The organism is Burkholderiales bacterium, assembly GCA_035543335.1.
Classification (GTDB): Bacteria; Pseudomonadota; Gammaproteobacteria; order Burkholderiales; family JAHFRG01; genus JAHFRG01.
The window spans coordinates 1-22,228 of sequence record DASZZH010000010.1; the positions used below are offsets into that span (position 1 = coordinate 1).

Below are 22,228 nucleotides of genomic sequence, written 5' to 3' on the forward strand. Positions count from 1 at the left end.
ACATTTATCAAAATCGGGCTTTATCAATGGCAGCTACACTTATGCCGCAGGCGCGGCAACCGTTAATAATACCCCCTCAAATCCGTACAGTGCTTTCGTCGATCTGCGTTACGACAGCATCTATGGCGATCCCGGTGCGGCCGGCTATGCAACACAACCAAAAAAGCATAACCTCAAGTCTGGAAACCAGATTCCAGTAGAAATTTTGTCCGAGGTGGACAGAAAAGTTGATGACGGCGATCCTTTCCGTGGCGCCTTCATGTTTGCCGCACAAGGCACGGCCGCCGTCGCCAACTGCTCCGTAGGCGGAACCCCGAATCTTTGGAAGACGACCGGGGCCACCAGCGTGGATTGTGCTGGAACCAGTATCTTCTAGCAAAAGAATTCCTTAAGGATATTAAAAAAACCCGCATCGGGCGGGCTGTTGCGTCAATCAATCACCCTGCATCAACTTGATCTCCGCCGCTGAGCCAAGAATTGAACGGCTGCTTTGGGTCGATATCCGACCATTGCAGAGGACAACCCGGTGCAAAGCGGCTTTCGGACAATCGTGTCTCTGAAAGCACCGTATATTGAGCGGGACGGCGCAAAATACCAGTTGAGCCCGGGCATGCAGGTCAGCGCTGAAATCAATTTGGGCAGCCGCACCATACTGGAGTATTTGCTCTTGCCCGTTCAAAAAACCCTGCACGAGGCGGGACGCGAGCGCTAATTCGCAAATTAAGATGAGACCGTATGTTGCAATGGCCGTATTTAAAGACGGCTTTCAGGCCGTTTAATTCTTGTTAAGAAGAGATAAAAAAAGCAGAGGCCTGTCCTTGAGGGATATTGCGAGCAGCAGAACATGGGATTACAGTATCAACTGCAAAAGGAGGAAGATATGAAAATCTTATGTCAAGTCGTGTTCTGGCTGGGAATTGTTTCCATCCCGCTGGCGTGGTTGATGTGGTATTTCGGTGCGAATCTTGAAATGGGAAGGCAGGTCATGGGCAATATCGCTGACCCCGCGCTGAAAGCGGCCATAATGGAAGCTCACGCGGAACGGTGGGGAATCTTTGTAGGACTTTGGCCGGTAACTCTTCTGGTGTTGAGCAGCATCCTCGAAAAGAAATGCCCGGGGAACAAGGGATAAGAAGAAACACGGTCGAACGGCGCATTCAAACAAGGACGTCGGGCATCGTTGTGGCAGTTCTGCGGCGACAATTTGCCTAACGTCGAGGTCGAGCGGACGCTGGTAACTGACGACGATGCTAGGCGACAGCGTCGGCGGCGCCGCTCATCGCAGTCGTTAGGCGGCATCACGCCCCCGATACAAAACACAACGAAGGGATCGGGGTCAGGTGACGACAGACAAGAGGGTTGGTACAATCCTTATTAGATTGTACAAAGTTGTAAATAAGGGGGGTTCTGTGGCTCAAAGCACGACTATTGATTACGTCGCCGAGAAAAACCCCGTTCGCTCATGAACATCGACGCCCGAGCGATTCATCAGGAGTTCCGTGAGACAGACCTAGTCTCCGACACGCCACTATATCTGTACCAGCGGTTGCGCCGCTTGCCGGCAGTACAGTATCTCGCGACTGCGATGGGCGGTGACCAACTCGTCGCTGAATACCACCAGCACGTGACGACGAAAAATCGCACTGCAGCCGATGTGGCAGCTGCGTACGTCTGCTTGGTGATCTTAACTCAAGATCCGCGGGAAGCTGCTTCGCTGTTACGCTTGCTTGATCTGACCAGCTTGGACTGGGCAGCTGCGACACGAGACCTGTATCTTGCGAAGATGCCAGCGGGACAGGTTCATCAAATCACCGTCAGGAACCTTAAGGTTCCCACCGTGCGCCTGGGCACGGATGCATCCATCAGTTCCGGAAGCACGGGAATACCCAGGCCCAAAGTTCAACCAAAAGCTAATCTATGATCACCTGCAAGCTTCTTCTCTGCTCACAGGGGGTGGTTCGCGACGCAGACCAAGGCGGCATCTATGTCTTCAACATTCTGGAGAGCGTGGAATCGGTAGACTTTCCCTTCTTCATGCAAAAGATGGACGTCTTTGCGCTCTTTGAAAGGCTCCGTGATGAACCGGCGCAACACGAAGTCCGATTTCAGCTGTCGATTGGCGAGACGGAGCTCCTCAACAGCTCTCTCGCTATCGACTTCCAAGGAAAGCTCCGCAACCGATCTACGCTTCACATTCTAGGGCTCGTCATCCCTAATCCAGGTGTACTCAAAGTGAGCACGCGGTTCGGAGACACTATTCTTGGGACGTACGAAGTGATCGTCGAGCAGATCACCGCACCCAGGGTCGAAGCGCGACAGGCTCCAGCAGGAACGAAGGACGACGTCTAACAAGGCGATAAAACCGACGCCGCTGGCGGGTAAGCCAGCGCGGCTTATCGCCCATTCGGTGTCGAATTTCCGATGAGGATTATGTCGCCCGCAGCGACTCGACGATGTTCATGCGCGCGGCGCAGGTAGGGTTTGAGTTCTGAAATGAAAAATAATTTGACTCTGACCCTTTTTGCTCCCGATAGAATTTCAGGCTAGCGCGGTTCTCTTGTGGTTCTCATAGGCCCAAAGGTAAAGCGTTGGCAGCACCAGCAAAGTCAAAAGCGTCGCCGTGACCAAGCCGCCGATTACCACGACGGCGAGCGGTTTTTGCGTTTCAGAGCCGATAGCGGTCGATAAGGCCATCGGCAACAAACCGAGCATCGCGAGCAAACCGGTCATCAGCACGGTGCGTAAACGTTGCATCGCCCCTTCGACCACGGCCTCGTACGTTTCTTTGCCGGCTTCGCGCAGTTGGTCGAAGTAAGCGACCATCACCACGCCATTCAGCACCGCTTGTCCAAAGAGTGCGATGAAGCCGATCGCCGCCGATACGGATAACGGGATGCCGGTAAAGAGCAGAGCGAAAACGCCACCGATCAACGCCTGTGGAATGTTACCGATGATGAGCACCGCGCTCTTGAGCGACTTGAATGCATCGAACAACAGCAAGAAGATGACCAAGACCGACATAGGAACGACCCAGGAAAGCCGTGCCATGGCACGCTCTTGATTCTCAAATTCGCCCGACCAACTGATGTGGTAACCGGCAGGCAGCTTTACCTGTTCAGAGACATTCTTCTGCATGTCAGCGACGACGCTGCCCATGTCGCGGTCTTTGATGAACACGCCGATCGCCATTACGCGCGAACCGTTCTCCCGCGCGATATCCATTGCGCCGCTGGTCTGGCGAAAGGTGGCGACCGAGGCTAACGGTATAAACGCACCACTCGACGTGGCGACGGGAACCTCCCCCAAACGCGCGATATCACGCTCACTTTCTGGCAGGCGGACGACAACGGAGAAACGGCGCTCCCCTTCCCAGAGTTGAGTGGCCTCTTTGCCGGCGAGAGCGACCTCGATCACATCCTGCACATCGGCTATGTTGAGGCCGTAGCGCGCGGCTTGTGCGCGATCGATGTCGATCTGGAGTTGTGGAATTTGTCCTTGGCGATCGATAAAGGCGCGGGCGATACCCTCCACATCGCTGATTGCGTTGAATACGGCCTGCGCTTGCTCGCGCAAGGCCGATAAATCTTCACCAAACACTTTAATCACAATCTGGCCATCGATCTGCGAAATGTTTTCCAATACGTTGTCGCGGATCGGCTGCGAAAAGCTCGGTTTGAAGCCAGGGATCTTCACCAGCGCCGCCTCCATTTCATTCAGGATTTCACGCTTACCGACGCCGGGCCGCCATTGCGATTCCGGTTTCAATTCCACCAGCGCCTCGACCATGCTGAGCAACTTCGGGTCGGTGCCATCGTCAGGACGTCCGAGCTTGGATATCACGGTGCTTACCTCAGGCACGCTTTTTACCGCTTCACGCAGGCTGCGTGTTTGCCGCGCGGCTTCGGACAACGAAACTGATGGTTCGAGAAATAAATTGATCCAGATCGACCCTTCGTTGAGTTCCGGCAAGAATTCGGTGCCTAAGAAGGGCGCCGTAGCGATGCTGGAGATGAGCGCAATTGCCGCGGTGCCCACGACCGCTTTGCGATGCGCAAGCGACCACTTGAGCGCGGGCTCGTAGACGCGCTTCGCGATTTGCATCAGGCGGTTCTCACCCGCCGGCAGCCCCTTCTTCAAGAACATATGGCACAAAAGCGGTATCAGCGTGAGTGATATCAACAAGGAGGCGATCAAGGCCGAAGTGACCGAAAACGCCATCGGAAAAAAGATCCGGCCCTCGTGCCGCTGCAGCGCGAAGATCGGAATATACGCCGCGATGATGATGATCATCGAAAAGAACATCGGCCGTCCGACTTCCACAACGGCCTGCAGGATAGCGCGGCCGCGATTTTCATGCGTACCCGGAGGATGTTTGGACAAATTATATAGAACATACTCCACCACAATCACCGCACCATCGACAATGATGCCGAAATCCATCGCTCCCAGCGATAGCAAATTGGCGGGCAAACCGATGAGGCTCAAACCGAGGAAAGTCCCCAACAAGGACAACGGAATGACAGCCGCGACAATCGCCGCAGCGCGAAAGTTCGCGAGAAACAGGTACATCACCACGCACACCAATAACGCACCTTCCATCAAATTGGTGAATATGGTAGTCAGTGTTTTATCAATCAACCATTGCCGGTCGTAGTAGGGTTCAACTTTGACACCCTTCGGAAGTTGCGTGCGCTCGATTTCGGCAATTTTCTGTTTGACTGCGGTGAGCACTTCCGAAGGGTTTTCACCCTTACGCATCAGCACCAGGCCGGTGATGATGTCGTCTTCGTCATCTTTGCCATACATCCCTTGTCGTTGCAGAGAGCCAATGCGAACATCCGCTACATCCTTCACGCGTACGGCCACATTATTTTTCTCGGCGACGACAACCTCGCCAATGTCGTCGGCGGAGCGCAGCAGCCCAATGCCGCGTAATAGATAAGTTTGCCGGCCTTGCTCAACATAACCGCCGCCCACGTTGGAACTCCCGCGCTGTAAAGCTTGAAACAGCTGCTGCAAGTTGATTTTGTAATCGCGCAGCTTGGCATAGTTGGGCTGCACCTCATATTGCTTGTTGGGCCCGCCAAAGGTCACAATGTCAGCCACCCCGGGAACGGTTCGTAACTGGCGCTGCATGACCCAGTTTTGCAGGGTGCGCAAGTCCTGCGTAGAGAGATGATCGCCGCGCAAACGATAGCGATAGATTTCGCTGATAGGGGACGACAGTGCAGCAAGATCCGGCTTTACCCCTTCTGGCAGATCGGCGGTGCGTAACCGTTCTATAACCTGCTGACGTGCGAAGTAGTCGTTCGCCTTGTCATTAAAGGTGATGATGATGAACGACAGCCCGAACTGGGTGTGAGAAAAAACACGAATCGCGTTCGGAATGCCCGAAAGCACGATTTCGAGTGGTATCGTAACCTGCCTTTCAACCTCTTCAGCGGCACGACCTGGATAGAGCGTGATGACGGTGACCTGGGTATCAGAGAGGTCCGGAAACGCTTCGACTGGTAGATTCTTGAAGGCGATCAATCCGCTGCCGATGAAGAGTAGCAGGCCCAGCAGCACGAACAGCGGTTGTTCGATTGCAAAGGCGACCAGGCGGCGAATCATTTGCTGCCGCCCGCCAGGAGTTGTTGCAGCAAGAGGCTGCCTTCCGTCACAACCTTCTGTCCTGTTTTAAGGCCATCACGAACGAGCACCCAACGCGGGCCTAGTTCGTCAGCGGCAATCGGCTGACGGCGAAAGCGGCCGTCGCCTTCATCGATAAAAACGTAGCGCTTATCGCCGATGAGCAAAACAGCATCCGCCGGGATACGTACTGCGATGGTCTGCTTTGTTTCTGAGGGAAGCGCCACTTTAGCCGTGACAAACATCTCGGCTTTCAAGCGCCGCTCGCGATTATCGATGCTCCCGCGCATCCGTAGTGCACGAGTCGCAGGATCGATTGCATCGCTCAACCACTCAACCTTGCCGGAGAATGTTTCACCAGGTAACGCGTTCGGACGTAGCGTCAAAGCCACGCCGGGCCTCAATAACGGCAGCAACGCTTCGGGCGCATCCAATATGAACCAGAGTTTCGTTACATCGCTGACGACGAAAAGTGCAGGCGAACCGGGTTGCGATTGATCCGGGCGGACCTCCTGACCTGGATTGAGGTTGCGTTCGACGACAACGCCCGAGAGCGGAGACTTGAGCGCAAACTGCTGATCGATATTTGAGCTGCTGCCATAGAGTTTTTCGCGTGCGAGCGTGCGTTCACGCTCTGCCTTGCTTCGCGCCACGTCTGCCTCGGCCGTTTGCAAATCTTTGGTCGCGATGATGCCATTTGCATGGAGCTCGCGCATGCGCTCCAGATTTTTTTCGGCTAGCGCCAGGTCCGCTGCTGCTTTGCGCGACTCGGCTTGCGCTTGACCAAAGTCCGGTGAAGAAATCAGTGCCAGCGTCTCACCGGCTTGCACGATTTTTCCTGGCACCGCGAGTATCCGTGTTACGCGGCCCGCCACCGGCGGGAATATGCGCACGGTACGTTCTTCATTGAGGACTAGGCGTCCCGATAATCTTAATTGCACATCCGTCGTTGGTTCCGCCACCGCCGATTTAATCACCGCGAGCTGCGGGCTGTTGGCAGCGAAGGTAATCGTTTCGCCGGTAAGGGCCGGTGGCGGTGGGGCCTGTGGTTCTTGAGTCTTGTGGCATGCACTCAATGCAACGACAAACAACAAAGTGACGTAAAAACGTCGAGTAGACAGAATCATGGCGTGTCGGTTTTCAATTCGGTTGCCGCCATCCAGGCCGCAAGCGCTTTGGCGTAATCGGCGCGCGCGTTGGCTAGGTCGAGCAATGTCGCGCGCAGTGTGCGGCGGGCATCGAGCACATCAGTCAAGGTGGCGGCGCCGTGCGCATAGGCGAATTCCACGCCGTCCGCAGCTCGCTTTGCAGCCGGAAGCACGTACTCCTGCATGCGCGTCGTGCGTTCCGCCGCGGCGCGTAAAGAGGCATAGGTTTTAGCGAGTTCTGACTTGGCCGTGGCTAACACTTTATCGCGCGCCACGAGAGCGGCACCGTAGTCAGCTTCGGCTCTTGCGATTTCACCTTCATAATAGTAATGAACGAAGAGCGGAATGTTGACCGACAATCCGTAGCTCACACCCGGCTCTTCGAAACGGAAACGCTCGACTTGCGCGCCCAGCGTGACATCGCGGGTACGCAGGCTCTTCGCGAGTTCACGTGCCGCTTGCGCGGCTTCGATACGCGCTTGGGCCGCGCGTACATCGGGACGGCGACCTAGCGCATCGAATTGTTCAGCGGACAATGGCTGTATGCCGGATATGTTGGGCCACGGATCTTCGGCGTACAAACTCTGCGCCTGCGTTTCCTGGCCGATCAACAATGCCAGCGTTTCCTGTGCACGCAAGGTGTCAGCCCGAATGGTCTCGGCGTCGCTTTGCGCACGCAACGCTTCAACCGTGAGCCGCGCTCGTTCGACTGGGGCAATATCGCCCGCCGCCAACCGCTTATCCGCAGCGGCAAGCGCTTGCGCGTACAGCCCGGACGTTTCCAGGGCAAGCGCCGCTTTCTCCTCGGCCAGCTTCAGGTCGTAATAAGCACTGTAGAGCGCCAAGCGCAACTGACGGTGCAGGTCTGCGAGGTCATTACGCACACCCATCGCTTGCCCTTTGGCGATTTCAGTGCGCCACCGCACCTTATCGCCGCGCTCGATCAATTGTGAAATGCTGACCGTCGTATCAACATTTGGTTTATCGTAAAATGGCCCCGAACCCACGCCACGCTGCGGGCTGATTTTGACGCTTTGCGCCGAAAGCGTCGGATTGGGATGAGCGCCAGCCACCACAACATTCGCCTCCACGGCTTCAAGTGTTTGTTGCGCGGCAGCGAGGTCGTGGTTCTTTGCCAATAACAACTTTTCAGCTTCAGCCAGGGTAAGCGCGGCGCTCGGCGAAGACTGTGCAGCAGTTAAACCGATTACACTGCATAATAAAGCTCGGCTCAACCGGCGAACAGACAAGCAAGCGCAGAAGAGTCTCATCCTAATCACACGTCACGTCGTTGTTATGTCACGAATCATAATGACCAAGCTTGCAGCATGCTGACAACCTACGCGTCAATAACTGAAATCGAGGGGATGTAAGCTGTTGCTGACGACTATGGCATATTGTAAAACATTGTTGGTAATAACTAGGTGGTTTAGGCGTCTTATTATAACTGCAGATTGTCTAAACGCATAAAGGCTGGGCCACTTTTGCCAAGGGGTGCTATCGTCAGACAAAAGTGACCTTGAGGGGTAGAGACGAATTATTTTTTTGTTTACTAGGCCGCTTTGGCGTATCCACGATGTTCATGCGCGCCGCGTTGATGGCGAGCAAATCAGCTTTGAGTTCTGGAACGGAGGTGGGAAATGACATTCTTCAGAAATAAGTCGTCTCTGACTGTGTGCTTGACTCCGACCAGTGCCCAGTTTTGCCCCGGTCGGGGAGCCAATCAGGACAATGCTGCATACTCTATCCAGTGCCCAGATTCATCCCCGTTGGCAGGGGAACGGCGCAGGCACTGTATTTTAATCTAAGCCCATGCACCCTCATACTTAGAACACGACGCCACTGGCAGTTCAGTCTGCGAACTCGAACTCCGCCACGAGTACGTGGTGGTCGGAGGTGGGCGTCGGCTTCACCGCGTGGCACACCGGCCGCAGATGCCGGCTATAAAAAATGTGGTCAAGCACGTAAGGGCGCCGACGCCAGGTGACCTCCTCGGTCTGCACTGTGTGATAACCGGCGCCAGCAAACTGCCGCACCAGCGAGTCGTGCCTGCTGACGTTGAAATCGCCCCCGAGCAACGTGGGGCCCTCCGAGGCGCACAGCTGCTCGATGACGAGCTGGCGCTGGCCGATGTGTTCCTCGCTGCCCGACTTGAGCATGAAAAACGCCAGCAAGTGCGTATTGAATATCCGGAGCTCGCGGCCAGCGAGCGTGGTCTTTGCACCGATGAGCAGGCGGTTGGTGGGCGTTCTTTTTTCGCCGTGGAATTCGAACTCAACCGATGGCGACGGCAGGTTACGCCGCAGGGTGTCGTGCAATGGCGTCTTCGAGAAGATGGCCAGGCCGATGCCGAAGGGTAGTTCGCCGGGGTCGGCTTTCGGGTAGGAGAAAAAACCGTCGTAGCCGCCGAGCGCTGTGCGCAGCCGCGTGTAATTGGGCGGAGGGTCGGGCTGCACGTCGCCGGACCGCACCTGCTCCACTTCCTGCAGCAGCACGATGTCGGCGTCATGGCTGCGAATTTCGGCGATCGTCAGGTTGAGGTTGATGGGCGCGTGGTCGGGATAGGTATCGTCCCAACTTTGCCCGAACTGCATGTTGAACTGCAGGACTTTGAATGTGCTCATGGGGGCAGGAGGGGAGCGCTAAGCCGCTCTCAGCGCTTCTACAATGTTCATGCGCACGGCGCGGGCGGCGGGCAGGAAGCCGCCGGCAAAGCCCATTACCAATGCAAACACTAGCGATTTGAAAATGATGCCGGCGTTGAGCTTGAAACCGAAAGCCAGCTCGGCGAAGGTTTGCCAGTTCATGGTGGAGATGGACAGAAACTGCATCAGCGAAGCAAAACCAAGCCCGATCATCCCGCCGATTATTCCCAGCAGCAGCGATTCCACCAGGAAGGCGCGCAGGATGTTCTGCCGGCGGAAACCCAGCGCGCGCAGCGTGCCGATTTCGGTTGTACGGTTGGCGACCGAGGTGTACATGGTAATCATCGCGCCGATGGTTGCGCCGATGGCGAAGATCACGCTCAGCACGATGCCGAGAATGTGAATGAAGCGCGACAGCATTTCCGATTGCTCGGCGTAGAACACCGATTCACGCTTGGCTTCCACCGTCAGCCGCGGATCGCTTTCAACCGCCTGTTTGAAACTCCTGAAATTTTCCGGGTCATTGAGCTTGACGATCACCGAGGAAAACACCGGGCGGCGGAACGCCTGCATCAATTGCTCGACATCGCCCCAGATTTCGGAATCAAAGCCGCTATTGCCGGCATCTATTACCCCGACCACGGTCCAGTCGCGCAGGCCGAAGCGCATGCTGCCGCCGATTTGGGCGCCGTTGAAGCGCTCACTGATGCTGCGCCCGGTCACGATTTCGGAAGAGCCGGGGCGGAACATGCGGCCGGCGGCGAGTTTGACCTGCGGGCGCAGCTTCAATCCGGTCGGCGACACGCCGCGCACGATGACGTTGACCGGGCTGTCGCTGCCGCGCTTGGGCATGGCGACCAGCACCACGATTTCCTTTGACGCGAGACGTTCGCCATTTTCGCCGAAAGCCGCTTCGGGGCGGGTTTCGATAATCGCCGCCGAAGGGCGATCGACGCCGCTTTGCACTTCGGTCTGCGAAGAACGGCGGATCACCACCGCGTTGTCGTATGAGCCGGTCTGCACCAGCGTGACTTTCAATCCTTCCGCGAGCATCAGCACGGTGGCGAACACGAACACCACCAGCGCCATGCCGGTGACGGTGAGCGCAGTGGTGAGCTTGCGCGTCCACAGGTTGCGCAGCGAATAGGAATAGGGAATATGCATCAGTACAAACTGTTAAATTAAGAATATCATCTATGGCGTTCGTGATGAGCCTGTCGAATCATGAACGCCCTTCGACAAGCTCAGGGCGAACGGGCATTTGTAGCACTTGTTTCTGCGTGATTGCATCAGCCGATGTTCCTTAACCCGTCAGCGATGGCAACACGGCTGGCGCGCCAGGTGGGGAGAATGGCCGCGACCGCGCCCACCAGAATAGCCGCGGCAAGTTGTGCCGCCACGGTTTGCCAGGACACGTAGAAAACCTTGAACAGTGCGCCCATGGCATCGCCAAAAGCGTTGGCCACCGGAAAAGTGCAGGCGATTCCGATCGCGCCGCCTATCGCTGCAATCGCCAGCGATTCGCCGAAAATCAGCCGGGCCAGAAACGGCGGCGTGAACCCCAATGCTTTCAGCGTAGCATATTCGGCGCTGCGTTCGCGCGCGGTCATCGCCATGGTGTTGGCCATCACCGCCATGATGATGACGATAATCACGAACGAGACAATCTGAATCGCGACCAGGATCGCCTCGGTCATGGATACGAAGCTCAATTGAAATGCTTTTTCGGTCTCGGTCAGCGTTTCCGCCAGCGAGTTGTGAAAGGTCTGGTCGATTTCCTGCGACACCTCGGCGGCGAGCTCGGGATGATTGAGGCCGACGATATACACTCCGACGCTGTTGGCGCGGCGCGGCACGGTGCGCTTCAGGGTTTCGTTCAGGTAATCCCAGTGGAAGAAAAACTGCGAGGTGTCGGTTTTCTGCTCGGCGCCGTGGTAGATGCCGCGAATGGTGAAGCTCCAGTTTCCGGGGAATATCGTGCCGCGCAGCGGCACCACGTCGCCGACTTTCCAGCCGAACTGGTCGGCGAGCTTCTTGCCGATGATTGCGCCCTTGCGGTCGAGGAGAAAGGCTTTCTTCTGGTCTTCCGCCAAAATGTATTCCGGGTAGAGGTCGAGGTAGGTAGGCGCCTCGATGGCAAACTGCGGAAAGAAATTTTTCTCGGCAATATAAACGCCGCCGAACCAGTTGGCGTGCGAAACGCCGGCCACGCCCGGAATCTTGCGGATTTTCTCCTGATAGGTAAGAGGCAGCTGAAACACCAGAGAAATGGCATTGCGGGTAATCAGGCGCGCCGACGATGTCCCTTCCGCGCCGGCATACCAGGCGTTCACCACCGTGCGCAGCAGGCCAAATGCCAGTATCGCCACCACGATGCCCAGCAGCGTCAGTCCGGTGCGCAATTTGTGGCGCAGTGTGTTACGGAGGACGAGTTTGAGCAGATACATCAGCTTAAGGAACCTCTGATTAAGTCCTCCGTGGAGCGCGTTTCTGGCGCAATGCGGATGATTGCAAGGCGCGCGACGAAGGTGCCTAGCCGTAGCTTAAGCACAAGGAGCGCAACGACGCAAGCGCTGCATTTCGCCGAAACCCGGTCGGGACGGCTGCCGCGACACGGTCAGCGAAGCTGGGGTGCGGGAGCGGCAGCATGAGCGCCCCGTTTAACAGTGATTCTTGCGGCAGCTTGCGCCCCTGCCCGCACCACGCTTCGCAAGACCGAGTCCGGGGCGCCTTCTCGGGCGATCTGTTTTGTCGCTCGGCTGGCGAAGGGGGGTCAACCATTCGCTGCGCCTCGCTTCGCGTGTGCGCTCGCGGACCGTCGCGCCTCGGAACGTGCGCAGGGGAGCGAGCGCAGCGCCGCCTCCGGGTCGCACTGCCGAGGCTCCGCCTGCGGCGGCGCTATCCCGAAAAGCCAGCGTCGCGCCCTCGTGGGACTTAATCAGAGGTTCCCTACCTCTGCTGCGTCCAGCACGCCTTTTTCCAGGTGACGAATGATATGCGCTTTCTCCGCGGCGTGCGGGTCGTGAGTAACCAAGATGATGGTTTTGCCGAGCTCGCGGTTGAGGCGCCCAAGCAGGTTTAATATGTCTTCCGCCGCGACGCGGTCCAAATCGCCGGTCGGCTCATCCGCCACCAGTATCGTCGGATCAGTGACCACCGCGCGCGCAATCGCCACGCGCTGCTGCTGGCCACCGGAGAGTTCCGAAGGATAATGGTACATGCGGTCGTGCAAGCCCATCATGGCCAGCGCGGTTTCCACATGCTGTTTTCTCTGCCTGCCGGAAAGCGGCGTGAGCAGGAGCGGCAGCTCGACGTTTTCGAATGCGGTGAGGACCGGGATGAGATTATAAAACTGGAACACGAAACCGACGTGGGCGGCACGCCAGTCGGCAAGTTCCGATTCGGAAAGTTTGGTGATGTCTTCGCCGTCAACGTGTATTTCGCCGGTGTCGGGCTTGTCAATTCCGGCAATGAGATTAAGCAGCGTGCTTTTGCCGGAGCCGGAAGGGCCCATCAGTGCGAGAAATTCGCCGGCGAGGATATCGAAGCTGATGTCATTCAGGACGGGAACGACTTGTTCGCCGCGCTGGTAGGATTTGCTGACGTTTTTTATCTCGACGACGCTGGACGGGTTCATGGAAGCTTCTTGCAATCCCTCTCACCCTGACCTTTTCCCTCAAGGGGGAGGGAAAGAAGTGTTATTTGGGTACCAGTTTCACCGCGGCGCCGTCGGCGAGTTTGTCGGAGGGATTCAACACCACCTTGTCGCCGAACTGCAGGCCCTGCTTCACTTCCAGCAGGTCGCCGATGCGGCCGCCGGTTTCCACCGCGACCTGTTTTACTCTGCCGTCGCGAATTACGAACGCGACGGTTTTGTCCTCGCGGGTGGCCAGCGCTTGAAGATTCACCACGGTGCGCGGTTTTTGCTGCTCGGGATTAAGCTCCTGGCTCAAGAAACTCACCTTGGCGCTCATTTCGGGAAGAATGCGCGGGTCGGGATCGACAAAGCGCACCTTGGTTATGACAGTGGCTTTGGAACGGTCCACCGTCGGCACGATGCGGCTCACCACGCCGCGGAAGCGCAGGTCCGGCAGCGCATCAAGCTGGATTTCAGTGGGCTGGTCGACCTGGACTTTCTGCAGATTGGATTCCGAAACATCCGCTTCCACTTCCAACGTCGACATGTCGGCCATGGTCACCACCGCGCCCTTGGCGTCGAGCGCCGAGGAAAACGGCGTGACTACATCGCCGACGTTCGCGGTTTTGGACAAAATCACGCCATCAAACGGCGCGCGGATCAGCGTGTACTCGACCGCGACTTGCGCCGACCGGTGCTGGGCTTCGGCCGCGCTGATTGCCGCCTTGAAGCCGCTTAATCCCGCTGCCGCCTTGTCGAAACGCGCCTGGGCCGTATCCACACTGGACTGCGAGACGAATTTCTGCGTCAGCAACTCCCGGGCGCGGTTGAACGCGCGCTCGGCGTCGCGGTATTCCGCTTCGCCCTGTTGCAGATTGGCTTTGGCGACCCGGACCGCCGCCGCCGCGTTTTCCATGTTGGCCACCATGTCGCGGTTTTCCAGCCGGGCGATGATTTCGTCTTTCTTGACGCGGCTGCCTTCGGCGACGCCCAGCCATTCCAGTCTTCCGGTGGCCTTGGAAGCAACCGCCGCCTTGCGCTGCGCCACTACATAACCCGTGGCGTTGAGCAGCGCGAATTGCTGCGAAGGATAGGCGCTGGTGACCTGGGCCGGCTCGACTGCAATGGGCGCGGTGCTGAAATAAAAAAGTGCGATGCCGGCGGCAATCGAGACAGCAACAGCGGTCAGCAGCGCGCGCCTGATTTTATCTTTGGTTGCTATGGAGCTTGCAGGCGCATAGCCGCGGCTGATTTTGAGCTTGGCCAGATCTTCCTCAGGCACCGCGTTTTTCATATTCTCTGCGAAATGGTTTCGAGTTGGGCGGTTTCGGCGCTTGGCGGCGGCAGAATGTCGCCGATATGCAGAGAGAAGGCGCCGTTGTGACAGTCTTTGAAATAAGCTTTCAGGGTTTCGCGGATGGCGCGGAAAGCCAGCTCATCCCAGGGAACCGAGCGCTCGTCGAATAGCTGCACTTCCAGACTTTCCATCCCCGGCCGGTAGTCCAGGTCGAGAAGCCTGCCGCGAAACAGCATATAAACCTGGTTGATATGCGGCAGGTTGTAGAGCGCGAACAGCGTGCGGATTTCCACGCGCGCGTGCGCTTCTTCCAGCGTTTCCCGAGCCGCGCCTTGCGTCACGGTTTCATGATTTTCAAGGAAACCGGCGGGCAGCGTCCACAAGCCGTGGCGCGGTTCGATGGCGCGCCGGCACATGAGAATCCGGTCCTTCCATTCGGGAATGCAGCCCACCACTATTTTCGGATTCTGGTAGTGGATGGTGGCGCAGGCATCACAGACATAACGCGGCAAGGTGTCGCCGGGAGGAATGAGCGAGTGCACGGGTGCCCCGCAGTTGCTGCAGTATTTCATGTTTATTCCAGATTGGACTTATTATACAGCAAGCTGCCGCGCTCCTCGCATGGAAAACCGATGCGGCGGATTTCTCCCGCGCTCAAGCTGCCGTGTTGCACGCGTTGCAGATAATCGCCTGATGCGCAAGCAGGATTTCCTTGTCGGTTGCGGCCTGCGGCACCTGCAGGTCCGGCGGGCAAGGGCAAAACGAAGTGGTCGGTGTAGAAAGTCTTCATGGGCGCCCGGGCCTTACCCTGATAAAGGTAATAACCACGGCCAAGGCGAACAGCAGGTACGCCGCGACGAAAACCCATTCGGGAAAATCGTAGTAAAGGAGCCGGCCTGCCCAGCGTTGAATGAAACTGGATTCGCCGGCGCCGCCGCGCAAGGTGTCTTCCCAAGCCGTCAAGGGACAGACCCAACCCGCGACCGATTCTCCCGCCACAAAGAGGATTGCGGCAAGGTGCGCGCTGCGAAACCAGAAGTTGCGCACCCAGCGCCAGCTCCGCGCCGCGCCCAGCCATATCAGAAACAGCCCGCAGATTACGAACAGCACGAAACAGAAATGAACTACAAGAATAAGGTCGGCGAGCCCGGTCACGGGTTTGTTACTTGGTAATCATCGGACGCCGCGGATCGGCGCACCACTCGCTCCACGAGCCCGGATAGAGCTTCGAACCGTGAAGGCCCGCGATTTCCATCGCCAGCACATTTTGGCACGCGGTCACGCCCGAGCCGCAGGTGTGCACCACGTTTTGCGGCGCAGTTTTGTCAAGCAATTCCAAAAATGCCTGTCTCAACGCTTCGGGAGATTTGAAGCAGCCTTTATCGAGGTTGTTCTGGAAAAAATGATTGAGCGCGCCTGGAATATGTCCCGCCGCCGGGTCGAGCGGCTCAACGATGCCGTTGTAGCGCTCGGGACTCCTCGCGTCAACCAGAAGCATGTCGCCTTGCTTCAGATGCGTTTCGACAAAGCGTACGTCAACCCAATTGTTTTGCGGCTTGGGATCGAGCATGACCGGCTTTATGCGCGGCACTTCACTGCTTGCGGGGCGCTTTTCTGCGAGCCACTTCGGGAATCCGCCGTCGAGCACCGCGACCCGGGAATGTCCTTGCCAGCGCAGCATCCACCACAACCGCGCGGCGAACGCGCCGCCCGCGCTGTCGTAGGCCACGACTTGTTTTTCGCGGTCAATGCCGAGCTTGCCGAGTGTCTTGCAGAATTTTTCGGGCGAAGGCAGGGGATGCCTGCCATTGCTTCCGGTGGACGGCACCGAAAGGTCGGCATCCAGATTCACGAACCGCGCCGAAGGAATGTGCGCGGCAACGTAAGCGCGGCGCCCCGCGCCGGGGTCGGCAAGGTCGTGGCGGCAATCGCAAATCACCCAGCGCGGATCATCGAGATGCTTTACGAGCAGGCTGGTCGAGACAAGTGTGGTATGGGCCATAGCATTCAAGTGGCTTTAAGCCAGTCCTGCGCCGCGCGGTCGTCCTCAAACACTTGGATATCGGCATCCACGAACAGACGTGAGAACCAGGCGCTCCATGTCAGCCACTGATTGTCGGTGATGACCGCGATTTTTCCGAAATCATGCTCGTGGCTGTGGGTGAAGCGGATATCCTCCCACGCCACGTCGAGCGTGTAGCGCACCATGTCGCGCAGATCAATCAGCAAGTTGACTTTTTTGCCGGAACGCAGTTTTTCCAGCACGCGCTCTTCGAATTCCCGGTAGTCGGCAAGGGTGAATTCGCCCAGAACGTTGGCGATGACCAGGTGGCCTGCATGTTGGATTGAGATCATCGCGGCCTCTCTTTCATATTAGGCAACAACGGCGGCTGCGGCAACGTTATTCGTCCGGCATGCCGCGCAGCGGCGCGGCCTTGATGCTGAGGATGCCGCCAGCCGCTAACGGGCAGCATTTCCCCCCACACTACCATGCCGAACAGCGAAGCAAACACCACCGTGCTGTAGGCAAGGCTGCCGGAAACCAGAGTCTTACCCTTGCCGTAGGCGCGAGTCATGGCAAGCTGCGCCAGGGTTGCGGTCGTGCCCAACCCGAGCAAAATAAGCAGGCTTTCCCGGTTCACGCTGTGGAAGGTGTTCAGCAGCATCCATATTCCCGCGCCGACCGTGCACAACAAGGTGAAATAAAACACCACCCGCCATTCAGGCTCGCCGATTTCTCCAAGCTGCTTGATATTGAAATAAGCGATGCCGGCAAGAAAGCCGGAAACCAGCCCGAGCAAGCCGGCGAAGAGTTGATCACGGCCGAGCGTGGGTTTGAGCAGCAGGACAACTCCGGCAAATCCCAGGATGATGGCCAGCACCAACAGCCAGTGCGCGCGCTCTTTGAGCCACAACGTGGTCAGCAGCGCAAGAAACAGCGGTGATGTGTAATTGAGCGTAACCGCCGTGGCGAGCGGCAGGGCGCTAATGGCGTAGAAGTAGAGAAGGAGTGCGACGAAACCCGAAAGGCTGCGCGCCAGATGCATTTTCCAGTGCCGGGTGGCAAGCGGCAGCCGCTGGTGCCGGGTAATCGCGTAAATTACCGCGAGCCCGATGACGGAGCGGTAAAACACCAATTCGGCGCTGGAAAAATGTGCCGCGCCCAGTTTGACGAACACACTCATGCAGGCGAACAGCAGGCCCGCTGCCAGCATCCACAGGGATTGCATCAAGAAGTGTGAGGAGTGAGGAGTAAGGGGTGAGGAGAGGAATACACCATGCTAAATCTGGCCGGCGAGTTGCCGCCGCAGAAACTCGTGGAAGTGCTGCATGCCGTCTTCCATAGGCGATTGGTAGGGGCCGGCATCGTTCTCGCCGGCGAGATACAACGCCTTGCGGCCTTGCGTCATGCGCCGGCAGATTTCCTCGTCTTCAACGGCGGTTTCATTGTAAGCCCGTTGCTCCACTTCGACGAATTCGCGTTCGAACAGGACGATGTCCTCAGGGTAATAGAACTCGACGACATTGGTGCAGGCTTCCGGCCCGCGCGGGTGGACGGTGCTGATGACCAGCACATGCGGATACCATTCGACCATGATGTTCGGGTAATAGGTGAACCAGATCGCGCCATGCGGCGGCTCTTCGCCGTGGCGGTATTTCAATACCTCTTGATGCCATTTTTCATACGCCGAGGTGCCGGGCTTGGCGAGTTTCTGATTAACGCCGACGACCTGGACGTTGTACCACTCGCCGAATTCCCATTTCAGGTCGCTGGCGTCGACGAAGCTGCCGAGGCCGGGGTGATAGGGCACGACGTGGTAATCCTCAAGATAGACTTCGATAAAGGTCTTCCAGTTGAAGGCATAATCCACGACCACCACCCGGTCGAAGCGGTAGCCGGAAAAATCAAGTTCATTCATTACGCCGAGTTTGGCGAGGTCTTGCGCCACAGCGCGGCGGCCGGCAAACAGCATGCCGTTCCAGTGCTGCAGCGCGGTTTTCGGCAAATTCAGGCAGGGCGTGGCTGGGAAATGCGGGGCGCCCAGCAATTTACCATCCAGCGCGTAGGTCCAGCGGTGCAGCGGGCAGACGATGTTCCTGGAGTTGCCGCGGCCCTTGAGCAGCACCGACTGGCGGTGGCGGCAGATGTTGCTAATCAGCCCGATGCCGTTCTCGCTGCGTACCAGCGACTTGGAGTCGTTCAACCAGTCGAGAACATGGTAATCGCCGAGGTTGGGGACCATCAGCTGGTGGCCGATATAGCGCGGGCCGGCGTCGAACAGGAGGGCCTTTTCGGCTTCGGCAATGCGCGGATCGAAATACCAGCTGACCGGAAGCTGCGACTCGGTCGCGGTCAAGGCCGAAACTTGAGCCAGATTAGACATGTCCACGCCTCCCATATTGGCAAAGCATAAGTATTGAAACCATTACCCCCAACGCCGGTTGCCTATAAACTGGCGCTATTCTAAGGAAAACCGGGCAAAGTGCAAGGATTTTTATCGCCCTCTTTAAAGTTTTTTCATTGACCAACGAGCGGCGAGTGCGCTATTTTTACCGTTCGCCCCCGTTACTTTCTCTTAAGGAACCTCTGATTAAGTCCCACGCGGTTGCGACGGCGGTTTTCCGGGATGGGATGCGCGAAGCGAGGCGCAGCCAATGGCCAGACCCCCTTGGCAAGCCGAGCGACAAAGCAGACCGCCCGGAAAGCCCCGTCCCTCCGGGTTGCGGTAAAATGCGGCGTCTGCGTCGTTGCGCTCCTCGGCCTCGTAGTTCCGGCTACGACCTTCGTCGCGCGCCTCGCATACGTCCGCATTTTGCCAGCAACGCAATTCGCGGAGGACTTAATCAGAGGTTCCCTAATGGCCAAAACCAAACCCCAGACCTTTGAAACCGCGCTCACCGAGCTGGAGAGCATCATCGCCAGCATGGAGGCGGGGCAGCTGCCGCTCGAACAGTCTTTGACCGCCTACAAGCGCGGTGCGGAGCTTCTCAAATACTGTCAGGGCGCGCTTGCTAAAGCGCAGCAGCAGGTCAAAATTCTCGAAGCCGACACGCTGAAAAATTTCTCCGGTGCCGACGATACCAACGGATGACTTTCAGGAATGGGCGCGCGACAGGCAGGCGCGCACCGAATCCGCGCTGGGGTCGCTGCTCCCCGCCGCGGATGTGGCGCCCAAGCGCCTGCACCAGGCAATGCGCTACGCGGTGCTGGGCGGCGGCAAGCGGGTTCGGCCACTGCTGGCTTTCGCTGCCGGCGAGCTGGCCGGCGCCGATCCCGAGCGGGTGGTGATTGCCGCTACGGCGGTGGAACTGATCCACGCTTACTCGCTGGTGCACGATGATCTGCCGTGCATGGACGATGATAGCTTGCGGCGCGGCAAGCCCACCTGCCATGTCGAATACGACGAAGCCACCGCGCTCCTCGTCGGCGACAGCCTGCAAAGCCTGGCGTTTCAGCTTCTTTCCGAATACCGGCTGGCTGATGACCCGGCGCGGCAACTGGAGATGCTGAAGCTGCTCGCCGCCGCCAGCGGCTCGCGCGGCATGGCCGGCGGCCAGGCGGTGGATTTGGAAAGCGTCGGCAAAGCGTTGACGCTGCCTGAACTCGAATTCATGCACATCCACAAAACCGGGGCGCTGATTCGCGCCGCGGTGCTGCTCGGCGTCCACTGCGGCAACAGTCTCGAGCAGAAGCAGCTCAACAAACTCGACCATTTCGCCAAATGCATAGGCCTGGCTTTCCAGGTGGTGGATGACGTGCTCGATGCCGAAGCCAGCACCGCGACCCTGGGCAAGACCGCGGGCAAGGATGCCGACAGCAACAAGCCGACTTATGTGAGCATCGTGGGCGCGGCCGCGGCGCGCGAACTCGCCAGCCAGTTGCGCGGCGATGCAATGCAGGCGCTCGAGGGTTTTGGCGTGAGTGCGAACCGTCTGCGCCAGCTGGCCGACTTTATTGTATTGCGGCAGTTCTGATTTCCCGGATTGAACCCCGGCGCGGGCAGCCGGTCATAAACAGGCAATACACGAGTGGTTTATTCAACGATTGGACCGCGCTATAATGCTCGAGTGAATTAAAGGCGAAAAGGATTAAACATGAACTATCCCGACCCCGTGGTTTCCGCCATAGCGGACGTGCAAAGCACGCCCGATACGCGCCATCTTTCCATCGACAAGGTGGGAATCAAGGCCATCCGCCATCCGGTGAAAGTGGCCGACAAGAGCGGGGGTGTGCAGCACACCATCGCCACGTTCAACATGTACGTGGACCTGCCGCACAGGTTCAAGGGCACGCACATGTCGCGCTTCGTGGAGATTTTGAACAGCCACGAGCGCGAAATTTCGGTGGAATCCTTCGAGGCCATCCTGCGCGAAATGGTGGAGAAACTGGAAGCCGAAGCCGGGCATATCGAGATGAATTTTCCTTATTTCATCAACAAGGCGGCGCCGGTTTCCGGCGTGGAAAGCCTGCTTGATTACGACGTGACTTTCGTCGGTGAAATCAAAGGCGGCCAATACCGGTTTCTGATGAAGGTGGTGGTGCCGGTGACCAGCCTGTGCCCCTGCTCGAAGAAGATTTCCGAGCGCGGGGCGCACAACCAGCGCTCGCATGTGACGCTCTCCGCGCGCACCAATGACTTCGTGTGGATCGAGGAAATCGTGCGCTACGTGGAAAAGAGTGCGTCGTGCGAGCTCTACGGCCTGCTTAAGCGTCCCGACGAGAAGTACGTGACCGAACGCGCCTACGACAATCCCAAGTTCGTGGAGGACATGGTGCGCGACATCGCGTCAAAGCTCAATAAAGACAAGCGCATCGACGCTTATGTCGTCGAGTCCGAGAACTTTGAATCCATCCACAACCACTCGGCTTACGCGCTGATTCAGCGCGACAAGAAAAAGCACAGCATGGCGGATGGGTACATCCAGACGGTCAGCGGAAACTAAAAGCTGATCAGTACCGTTTGATCAGCGTCATCTGCGTGCCTTCACGCTTCATTTCCACGCGGTTCAGGAAGCTCATTCCCAGCAGCGCTAGCGGCAGGGCATTGCCTTCGTGTACCTGCGCATCGACGTTGTTCATGGAAATGTCGCCAAGCTTCACCTCGTCCAGCTTCACCGTATAGACCGGAACAACGCCGTTGGCGGTGGAAACCAGGCCGCGCTGCCCTTTGAGGTAATTGATGCCCAGCCGCTTGGCCTCAACGCTGGAAATCGAAATCATGGTCGCGCCGGTATCGATTAGGAATTTTACCGGCGCGCCGTTGACGCTGCCTTCCGAAAAAAAGTGTCCGTTTGAGTCGGCAAACAGAGTGACGCTGGCATTTTCGGTGGCGGCAAAATTCGCAGTGATGGCCTGGCCAAGGCCCAGCACCTGCCGCTTGCCGTCGATTTCAAATTCCGCTGATTCGGAATTGGCGCTGATCAGTTTCACTCCCTCCGGAGAGGTCTGGCCGTTGCTCAAGGTGCGCGGTTTGCCGCCGTCGATGGTCACCACCACCTTGCCCGGGAAAAGCCCGACGACGTTCACATCCATGGCGGAAGCCAGGCCCGGGATGAATAGGAAAAGCAGGCAAGTCAGACTGAGGAGCCTCTGATTAAGTCCCACGCGGTTGCGACGGCGGCTTTCCGGGATGGGATGCGCGAAGCGAGGCGCAGCCAATGGCCATTCCCCTTGGCAAGCCGAGCGACAAAGCAGACCGCCCGAACAAGCCCCGTCCCTCCGGGTTGCGGTAAAATGCGGCGTCTGCGTCGTTGCGCTCCTCGGTGTCGTAGTTCCGGCTACGACCTTCGTCGCGCGCCTCGTATCCATCCGCATTTTGCCAGCAACGCAATTCGCGGAGGACTTAATCAGAGGCTCCTTATTGGCTAA

General features: G+C 57.8%; 24 protein-coding genes. 8 read left to right on the forward strand and 16 right to left on the reverse strand.

Annotated elements, in window-relative coordinates:
- The 5 genes from VHE58_02210 to VHE58_02230 form a co-directional block, all read left to right on the forward strand.
- Window positions 1-376: hypothetical protein (locus VHE58_02210; GenBank protein HVS26106.1), on the forward strand; the 376-nt coding region annotated here is incomplete at its 5' end.
- A gap of 114 nt (window positions 377-490) precedes the next feature.
- Complete coding sequence (locus tag VHE58_02215; protein ID HVS26107.1) at window positions 491-712, forward strand: hypothetical protein; 222 nt, start codon at window positions 491-493, stop codon at window positions 710-712.
- A gap of 168 nt (window positions 713-880) precedes the next feature.
- Complete coding sequence (locus VHE58_02220; protein ID HVS26108.1) at window positions 881-1,132, forward strand: hypothetical protein; 252 nt, start codon at window positions 881-883, stop codon at window positions 1,130-1,132.
- Window positions 1,133-1,462: 330 nt separating this feature from the next.
- Entirely contained in the window at window positions 1,463-1,921 is a 459-nt protein-coding gene (locus tag VHE58_02225; GenBank protein ID HVS26109.1) for a hypothetical protein, read from the forward strand.
- The gene (locus VHE58_02230; protein HVS26110.1) at window positions 1,918-2,349 is read left to right on the forward strand and encodes a hypothetical protein; all 432 of its coding nucleotides are present in this window, start codon (window positions 1,918-1,920) and stop codon (window positions 2,347-2,349) included. The genes VHE58_02225 and VHE58_02230 overlap by 4 nt, the downstream gene beginning before the upstream one ends.
- A gap of 189 nt (window positions 2,350-2,538) precedes the next feature.
- On the opposite strand, the gene VHE58_02235 is transcribed toward VHE58_02230, so the two are convergent.
- The 15 genes from VHE58_02235 to VHE58_02305 form a co-directional block, all read right to left on the reverse strand.
- On the reverse strand, window positions 2,539-5,613 hold the full coding sequence (locus tag VHE58_02235) for a CusA/CzcA family heavy metal efflux RND transporter (protein ID HVS26111.1): 3,075 nt from the start codon (window positions 5,611-5,613) through the stop codon (window positions 2,539-2,541).
- Complete coding sequence (locus VHE58_02240) at window positions 5,610-6,758, reverse strand: efflux RND transporter periplasmic adaptor subunit (GenBank protein HVS26112.1); 1,149 nt, start codon at window positions 6,756-6,758, stop codon at window positions 5,610-5,612. Before VHE58_02240 ends, VHE58_02235 begins: the two co-directional genes overlap by 4 nt.
- Complete coding sequence (locus VHE58_02245) at window positions 6,755-8,050, reverse strand: TolC family protein (protein ID HVS26113.1); 1,296 nt, start codon at window positions 8,048-8,050, stop codon at window positions 6,755-6,757. The genes VHE58_02240 and VHE58_02245 overlap by 4 nt, the downstream gene beginning before the upstream one ends.
- 579 nt (window positions 8,051-8,629) lie before the next feature.
- Window positions 8,630-9,403: an endonuclease/exonuclease/phosphatase family protein gene (locus VHE58_02250; GenBank protein ID HVS26114.1), complete on the reverse strand. Its 774-nt coding sequence runs from the start codon at window positions 9,401-9,403 to the stop codon at window positions 8,630-8,632.
- 18 nt (window positions 9,404-9,421) lie between these two features.
- Window positions 9,422-10,588 carry an ABC transporter permease gene (locus VHE58_02255; protein HVS26115.1) on the reverse strand — a complete coding sequence of 389 codons (1,167 nt, stop codon included), beginning with the start codon at window positions 10,586-10,588 and terminating at the stop codon, window positions 9,422-9,424.
- Between the two features lie 125 nt (window positions 10,589-10,713).
- Entirely contained in the window at window positions 10,714-11,871 is a 1,158-nt protein-coding gene (locus VHE58_02260; GenBank protein ID HVS26116.1) for an ABC transporter permease, read from the reverse strand.
- A gap of 491 nt (window positions 11,872-12,362) precedes the next feature.
- Window positions 12,363-13,061 carry an ABC transporter ATP-binding protein gene (locus VHE58_02265; GenBank protein ID HVS26117.1) on the reverse strand — a complete coding sequence of 233 codons (699 nt, stop codon included), beginning with the start codon at window positions 13,059-13,061 and terminating at the stop codon, window positions 12,363-12,365.
- 61 nt (window positions 13,062-13,122) lie between these two features.
- The gene (locus tag VHE58_02270) at window positions 13,123-14,355 is read right to left on the reverse strand and encodes an efflux RND transporter periplasmic adaptor subunit (GenBank protein HVS26118.1); all 1,233 of its coding nucleotides are present in this window, start codon (window positions 14,353-14,355) and stop codon (window positions 13,123-13,125) included.
- Window positions 14,352-14,930 carry an NUDIX hydrolase gene (locus VHE58_02275; protein ID HVS26119.1) on the reverse strand — a complete coding sequence of 193 codons (579 nt, stop codon included), beginning with the start codon at window positions 14,928-14,930 and terminating at the stop codon, window positions 14,352-14,354. Before VHE58_02275 ends, VHE58_02270 begins: the two co-directional genes overlap by 4 nt.
- Window positions 14,931-14,932: 2 nt before the next feature.
- Window positions 14,933-15,148 (reverse strand): hypothetical protein, encoded by a 216-nt coding sequence (locus VHE58_02280; GenBank protein ID HVS26120.1) that lies wholly within the window; start codon window positions 15,146-15,148, stop codon window positions 14,933-14,935.
- Window positions 15,145-15,513 (reverse strand): DUF2784 domain-containing protein, encoded by a 369-nt coding sequence (locus tag VHE58_02285; protein HVS26121.1) that lies wholly within the window; start codon window positions 15,511-15,513, stop codon window positions 15,145-15,147. Before VHE58_02285 ends, VHE58_02280 begins: the two co-directional genes overlap by 4 nt.
- A 7-nt stretch (window positions 15,514-15,520) precedes the next feature.
- Complete coding sequence (locus tag VHE58_02290) at window positions 15,521-16,360, reverse strand: sulfurtransferase (protein HVS26122.1); 840 nt, start codon at window positions 16,358-16,360, stop codon at window positions 15,521-15,523.
- A 5-nt stretch (window positions 16,361-16,365) separates the two neighbouring features.
- Window positions 16,366-16,713: an STAS/SEC14 domain-containing protein gene (locus tag VHE58_02295; GenBank protein HVS26123.1), complete on the reverse strand. Its 348-nt coding sequence runs from the start codon at window positions 16,711-16,713 to the stop codon at window positions 16,366-16,368.
- Entirely contained in the window at window positions 16,710-17,588 is an 879-nt protein-coding gene (locus VHE58_02300) for a DMT family transporter (GenBank protein ID HVS26124.1), read from the reverse strand. The genes VHE58_02295 and VHE58_02300 overlap by 4 nt, the downstream gene beginning before the upstream one ends.
- Window positions 17,589-17,639: 51 nt before the next feature.
- On the reverse strand, window positions 17,640-18,743 hold the full coding sequence (locus VHE58_02305) for an aromatic ring-hydroxylating dioxygenase subunit alpha (GenBank protein ID HVS26125.1): 1,104 nt from the start codon (window positions 18,741-18,743) through the stop codon (window positions 17,640-17,642).
- A 474-nt stretch (window positions 18,744-19,217) separates the two neighbouring features.
- Here VHE58_02305 and VHE58_02310 point away from each other — a divergent pair, with 474 nt between their 5' ends.
- The 3 genes from VHE58_02310 to folE2 all read left to right on the forward strand — a co-directional run bounded on the left by VHE58_02310 (window position 19,218) and on the right by folE2 (window position 21,303).
- Window positions 19,218-19,451 (forward strand): exodeoxyribonuclease VII small subunit, encoded by a 234-nt coding sequence (locus VHE58_02310; protein HVS26126.1) that lies wholly within the window; start codon window positions 19,218-19,220, stop codon window positions 19,449-19,451.
- Entirely contained in the window at window positions 19,438-20,334 is an 897-nt protein-coding gene (locus VHE58_02315; protein HVS26127.1) for a farnesyl diphosphate synthase, read from the forward strand. The genes VHE58_02310 and VHE58_02315 overlap by 14 nt, the downstream gene beginning before the upstream one ends.
- 120 nt (window positions 20,335-20,454) lie before the next feature.
- Window positions 20,455-21,303, forward strand: a complete 849-nt coding sequence (gene folE2 / locus VHE58_02320) for a GTP cyclohydrolase FolE2 (GenBank protein HVS26128.1) — start codon at window positions 20,455-20,457, stop codon at window positions 21,301-21,303.
- Window positions 21,304-21,310: 7 nt separating this feature from the next.
- On the opposite strand, the gene VHE58_02325 is transcribed toward folE2, so the two are convergent.
- On the reverse strand, window positions 21,311-22,018 hold the full coding sequence (locus VHE58_02325; GenBank protein HVS26129.1) for a TIGR02281 family clan AA aspartic protease: 708 nt from the start codon (window positions 22,016-22,018) through the stop codon (window positions 21,311-21,313).
- Window positions 22,019-22,228 lie beyond the last annotated feature (210 nt).

Excerpts from the sequence above, each read along its gene's own strand:
- VHE58_02220 (HVS26108.1), top strand. The coding sequence starts at position 881 with ATGAAAATCTTATGTCAAGTCGTGTTCTGGCTGGGAATTGTTTCCATC.
- VHE58_02225 (HVS26109.1), top strand. The coding sequence starts at position 1,463 with ATGAACATCGACGCCCGAGCGATTCATCAGGAGTTCCGTGAGACAGAC.
- VHE58_02230 (HVS26110.1), top strand. The coding sequence starts at position 1,918 with ATGATCACCTGCAAGCTTCTTCTCTGCTCACAGGGGGTGGTTCGCGAC.
- VHE58_02235 (HVS26111.1), bottom strand. The coding sequence starts at position 5,613 with ATGATTCGCCGCCTGGTCGCCTTTGCAATCGAACAACCGCTGTTCGTG.
- VHE58_02240 (HVS26112.1), bottom strand. The coding sequence starts at position 6,758 with ATGATTCTGTCTACTCGACGTTTTTACGTCACTTTGTTGTTTGTCGTT.
- VHE58_02245 (HVS26113.1), bottom strand. The coding sequence starts at position 8,050 with ATGAGACTCTTCTGCGCTTGCTTGTCTGTTCGCCGGTTGAGCCGAGCT.
- VHE58_02250 (HVS26114.1), bottom strand. The coding sequence starts at position 9,403 with ATGAGCACATTCAAAGTCCTGCAGTTCAACATGCAGTTCGGGCAAAGT.
- VHE58_02255 (HVS26115.1), bottom strand. The coding sequence starts at position 10,588 with ATGCATATTCCCTATTCCTATTCGCTGCGCAACCTGTGGACGCGCAAG.
- VHE58_02260 (HVS26116.1), bottom strand. The coding sequence starts at position 11,871 with ATGTATCTGCTCAAACTCGTCCTCCGTAACACACTGCGCCACAAATTG.
- VHE58_02265 (HVS26117.1), bottom strand. The coding sequence starts at position 13,061 with ATGAACCCGTCCAGCGTCGTCGAGATAAAAAACGTCAGCAAATCCTAC.
- VHE58_02270 (HVS26118.1), bottom strand. The coding sequence starts at position 14,355 with ATGAAAAACGCGGTGCCTGAGGAAGATCTGGCCAAGCTCAAAATCAGC.
- VHE58_02275 (HVS26119.1), bottom strand. The coding sequence starts at position 14,930 with ATGAAATACTGCAGCAACTGCGGGGCACCCGTGCACTCGCTCATTCCT.
- VHE58_02280 (HVS26120.1), bottom strand. The coding sequence starts at position 15,148 with ATGAAGACTTTCTACACCGACCACTTCGTTTTGCCCTTGCCCGCCGGA.
- VHE58_02290 (HVS26122.1), bottom strand. The coding sequence starts at position 16,360 with ATGGCCCATACCACACTTGTCTCGACCAGCCTGCTCGTAAAGCATCTC.
- VHE58_02295 (HVS26123.1), bottom strand. The coding sequence starts at position 16,713 with ATGATCTCAATCCAACATGCAGGCCACCTGGTCATCGCCAACGTTCTG.
- VHE58_02300 (HVS26124.1), bottom strand. The coding sequence starts at position 17,588 with ATGCAATCCCTGTGGATGCTGGCAGCGGGCCTGCTGTTCGCCTGCATG.
- VHE58_02305 (HVS26125.1), bottom strand. The coding sequence starts at position 18,743 with ATGTCTAATCTGGCTCAAGTTTCGGCCTTGACCGCGACCGAGTCGCAG.
- VHE58_02310 (HVS26126.1), top strand. The coding sequence starts at position 19,218 with ATGGCCAAAACCAAACCCCAGACCTTTGAAACCGCGCTCACCGAGCTG.
- folE2 (HVS26128.1), top strand. The coding sequence starts at position 20,455 with ATGAACTATCCCGACCCCGTGGTTTCCGCCATAGCGGACGTGCAAAGC.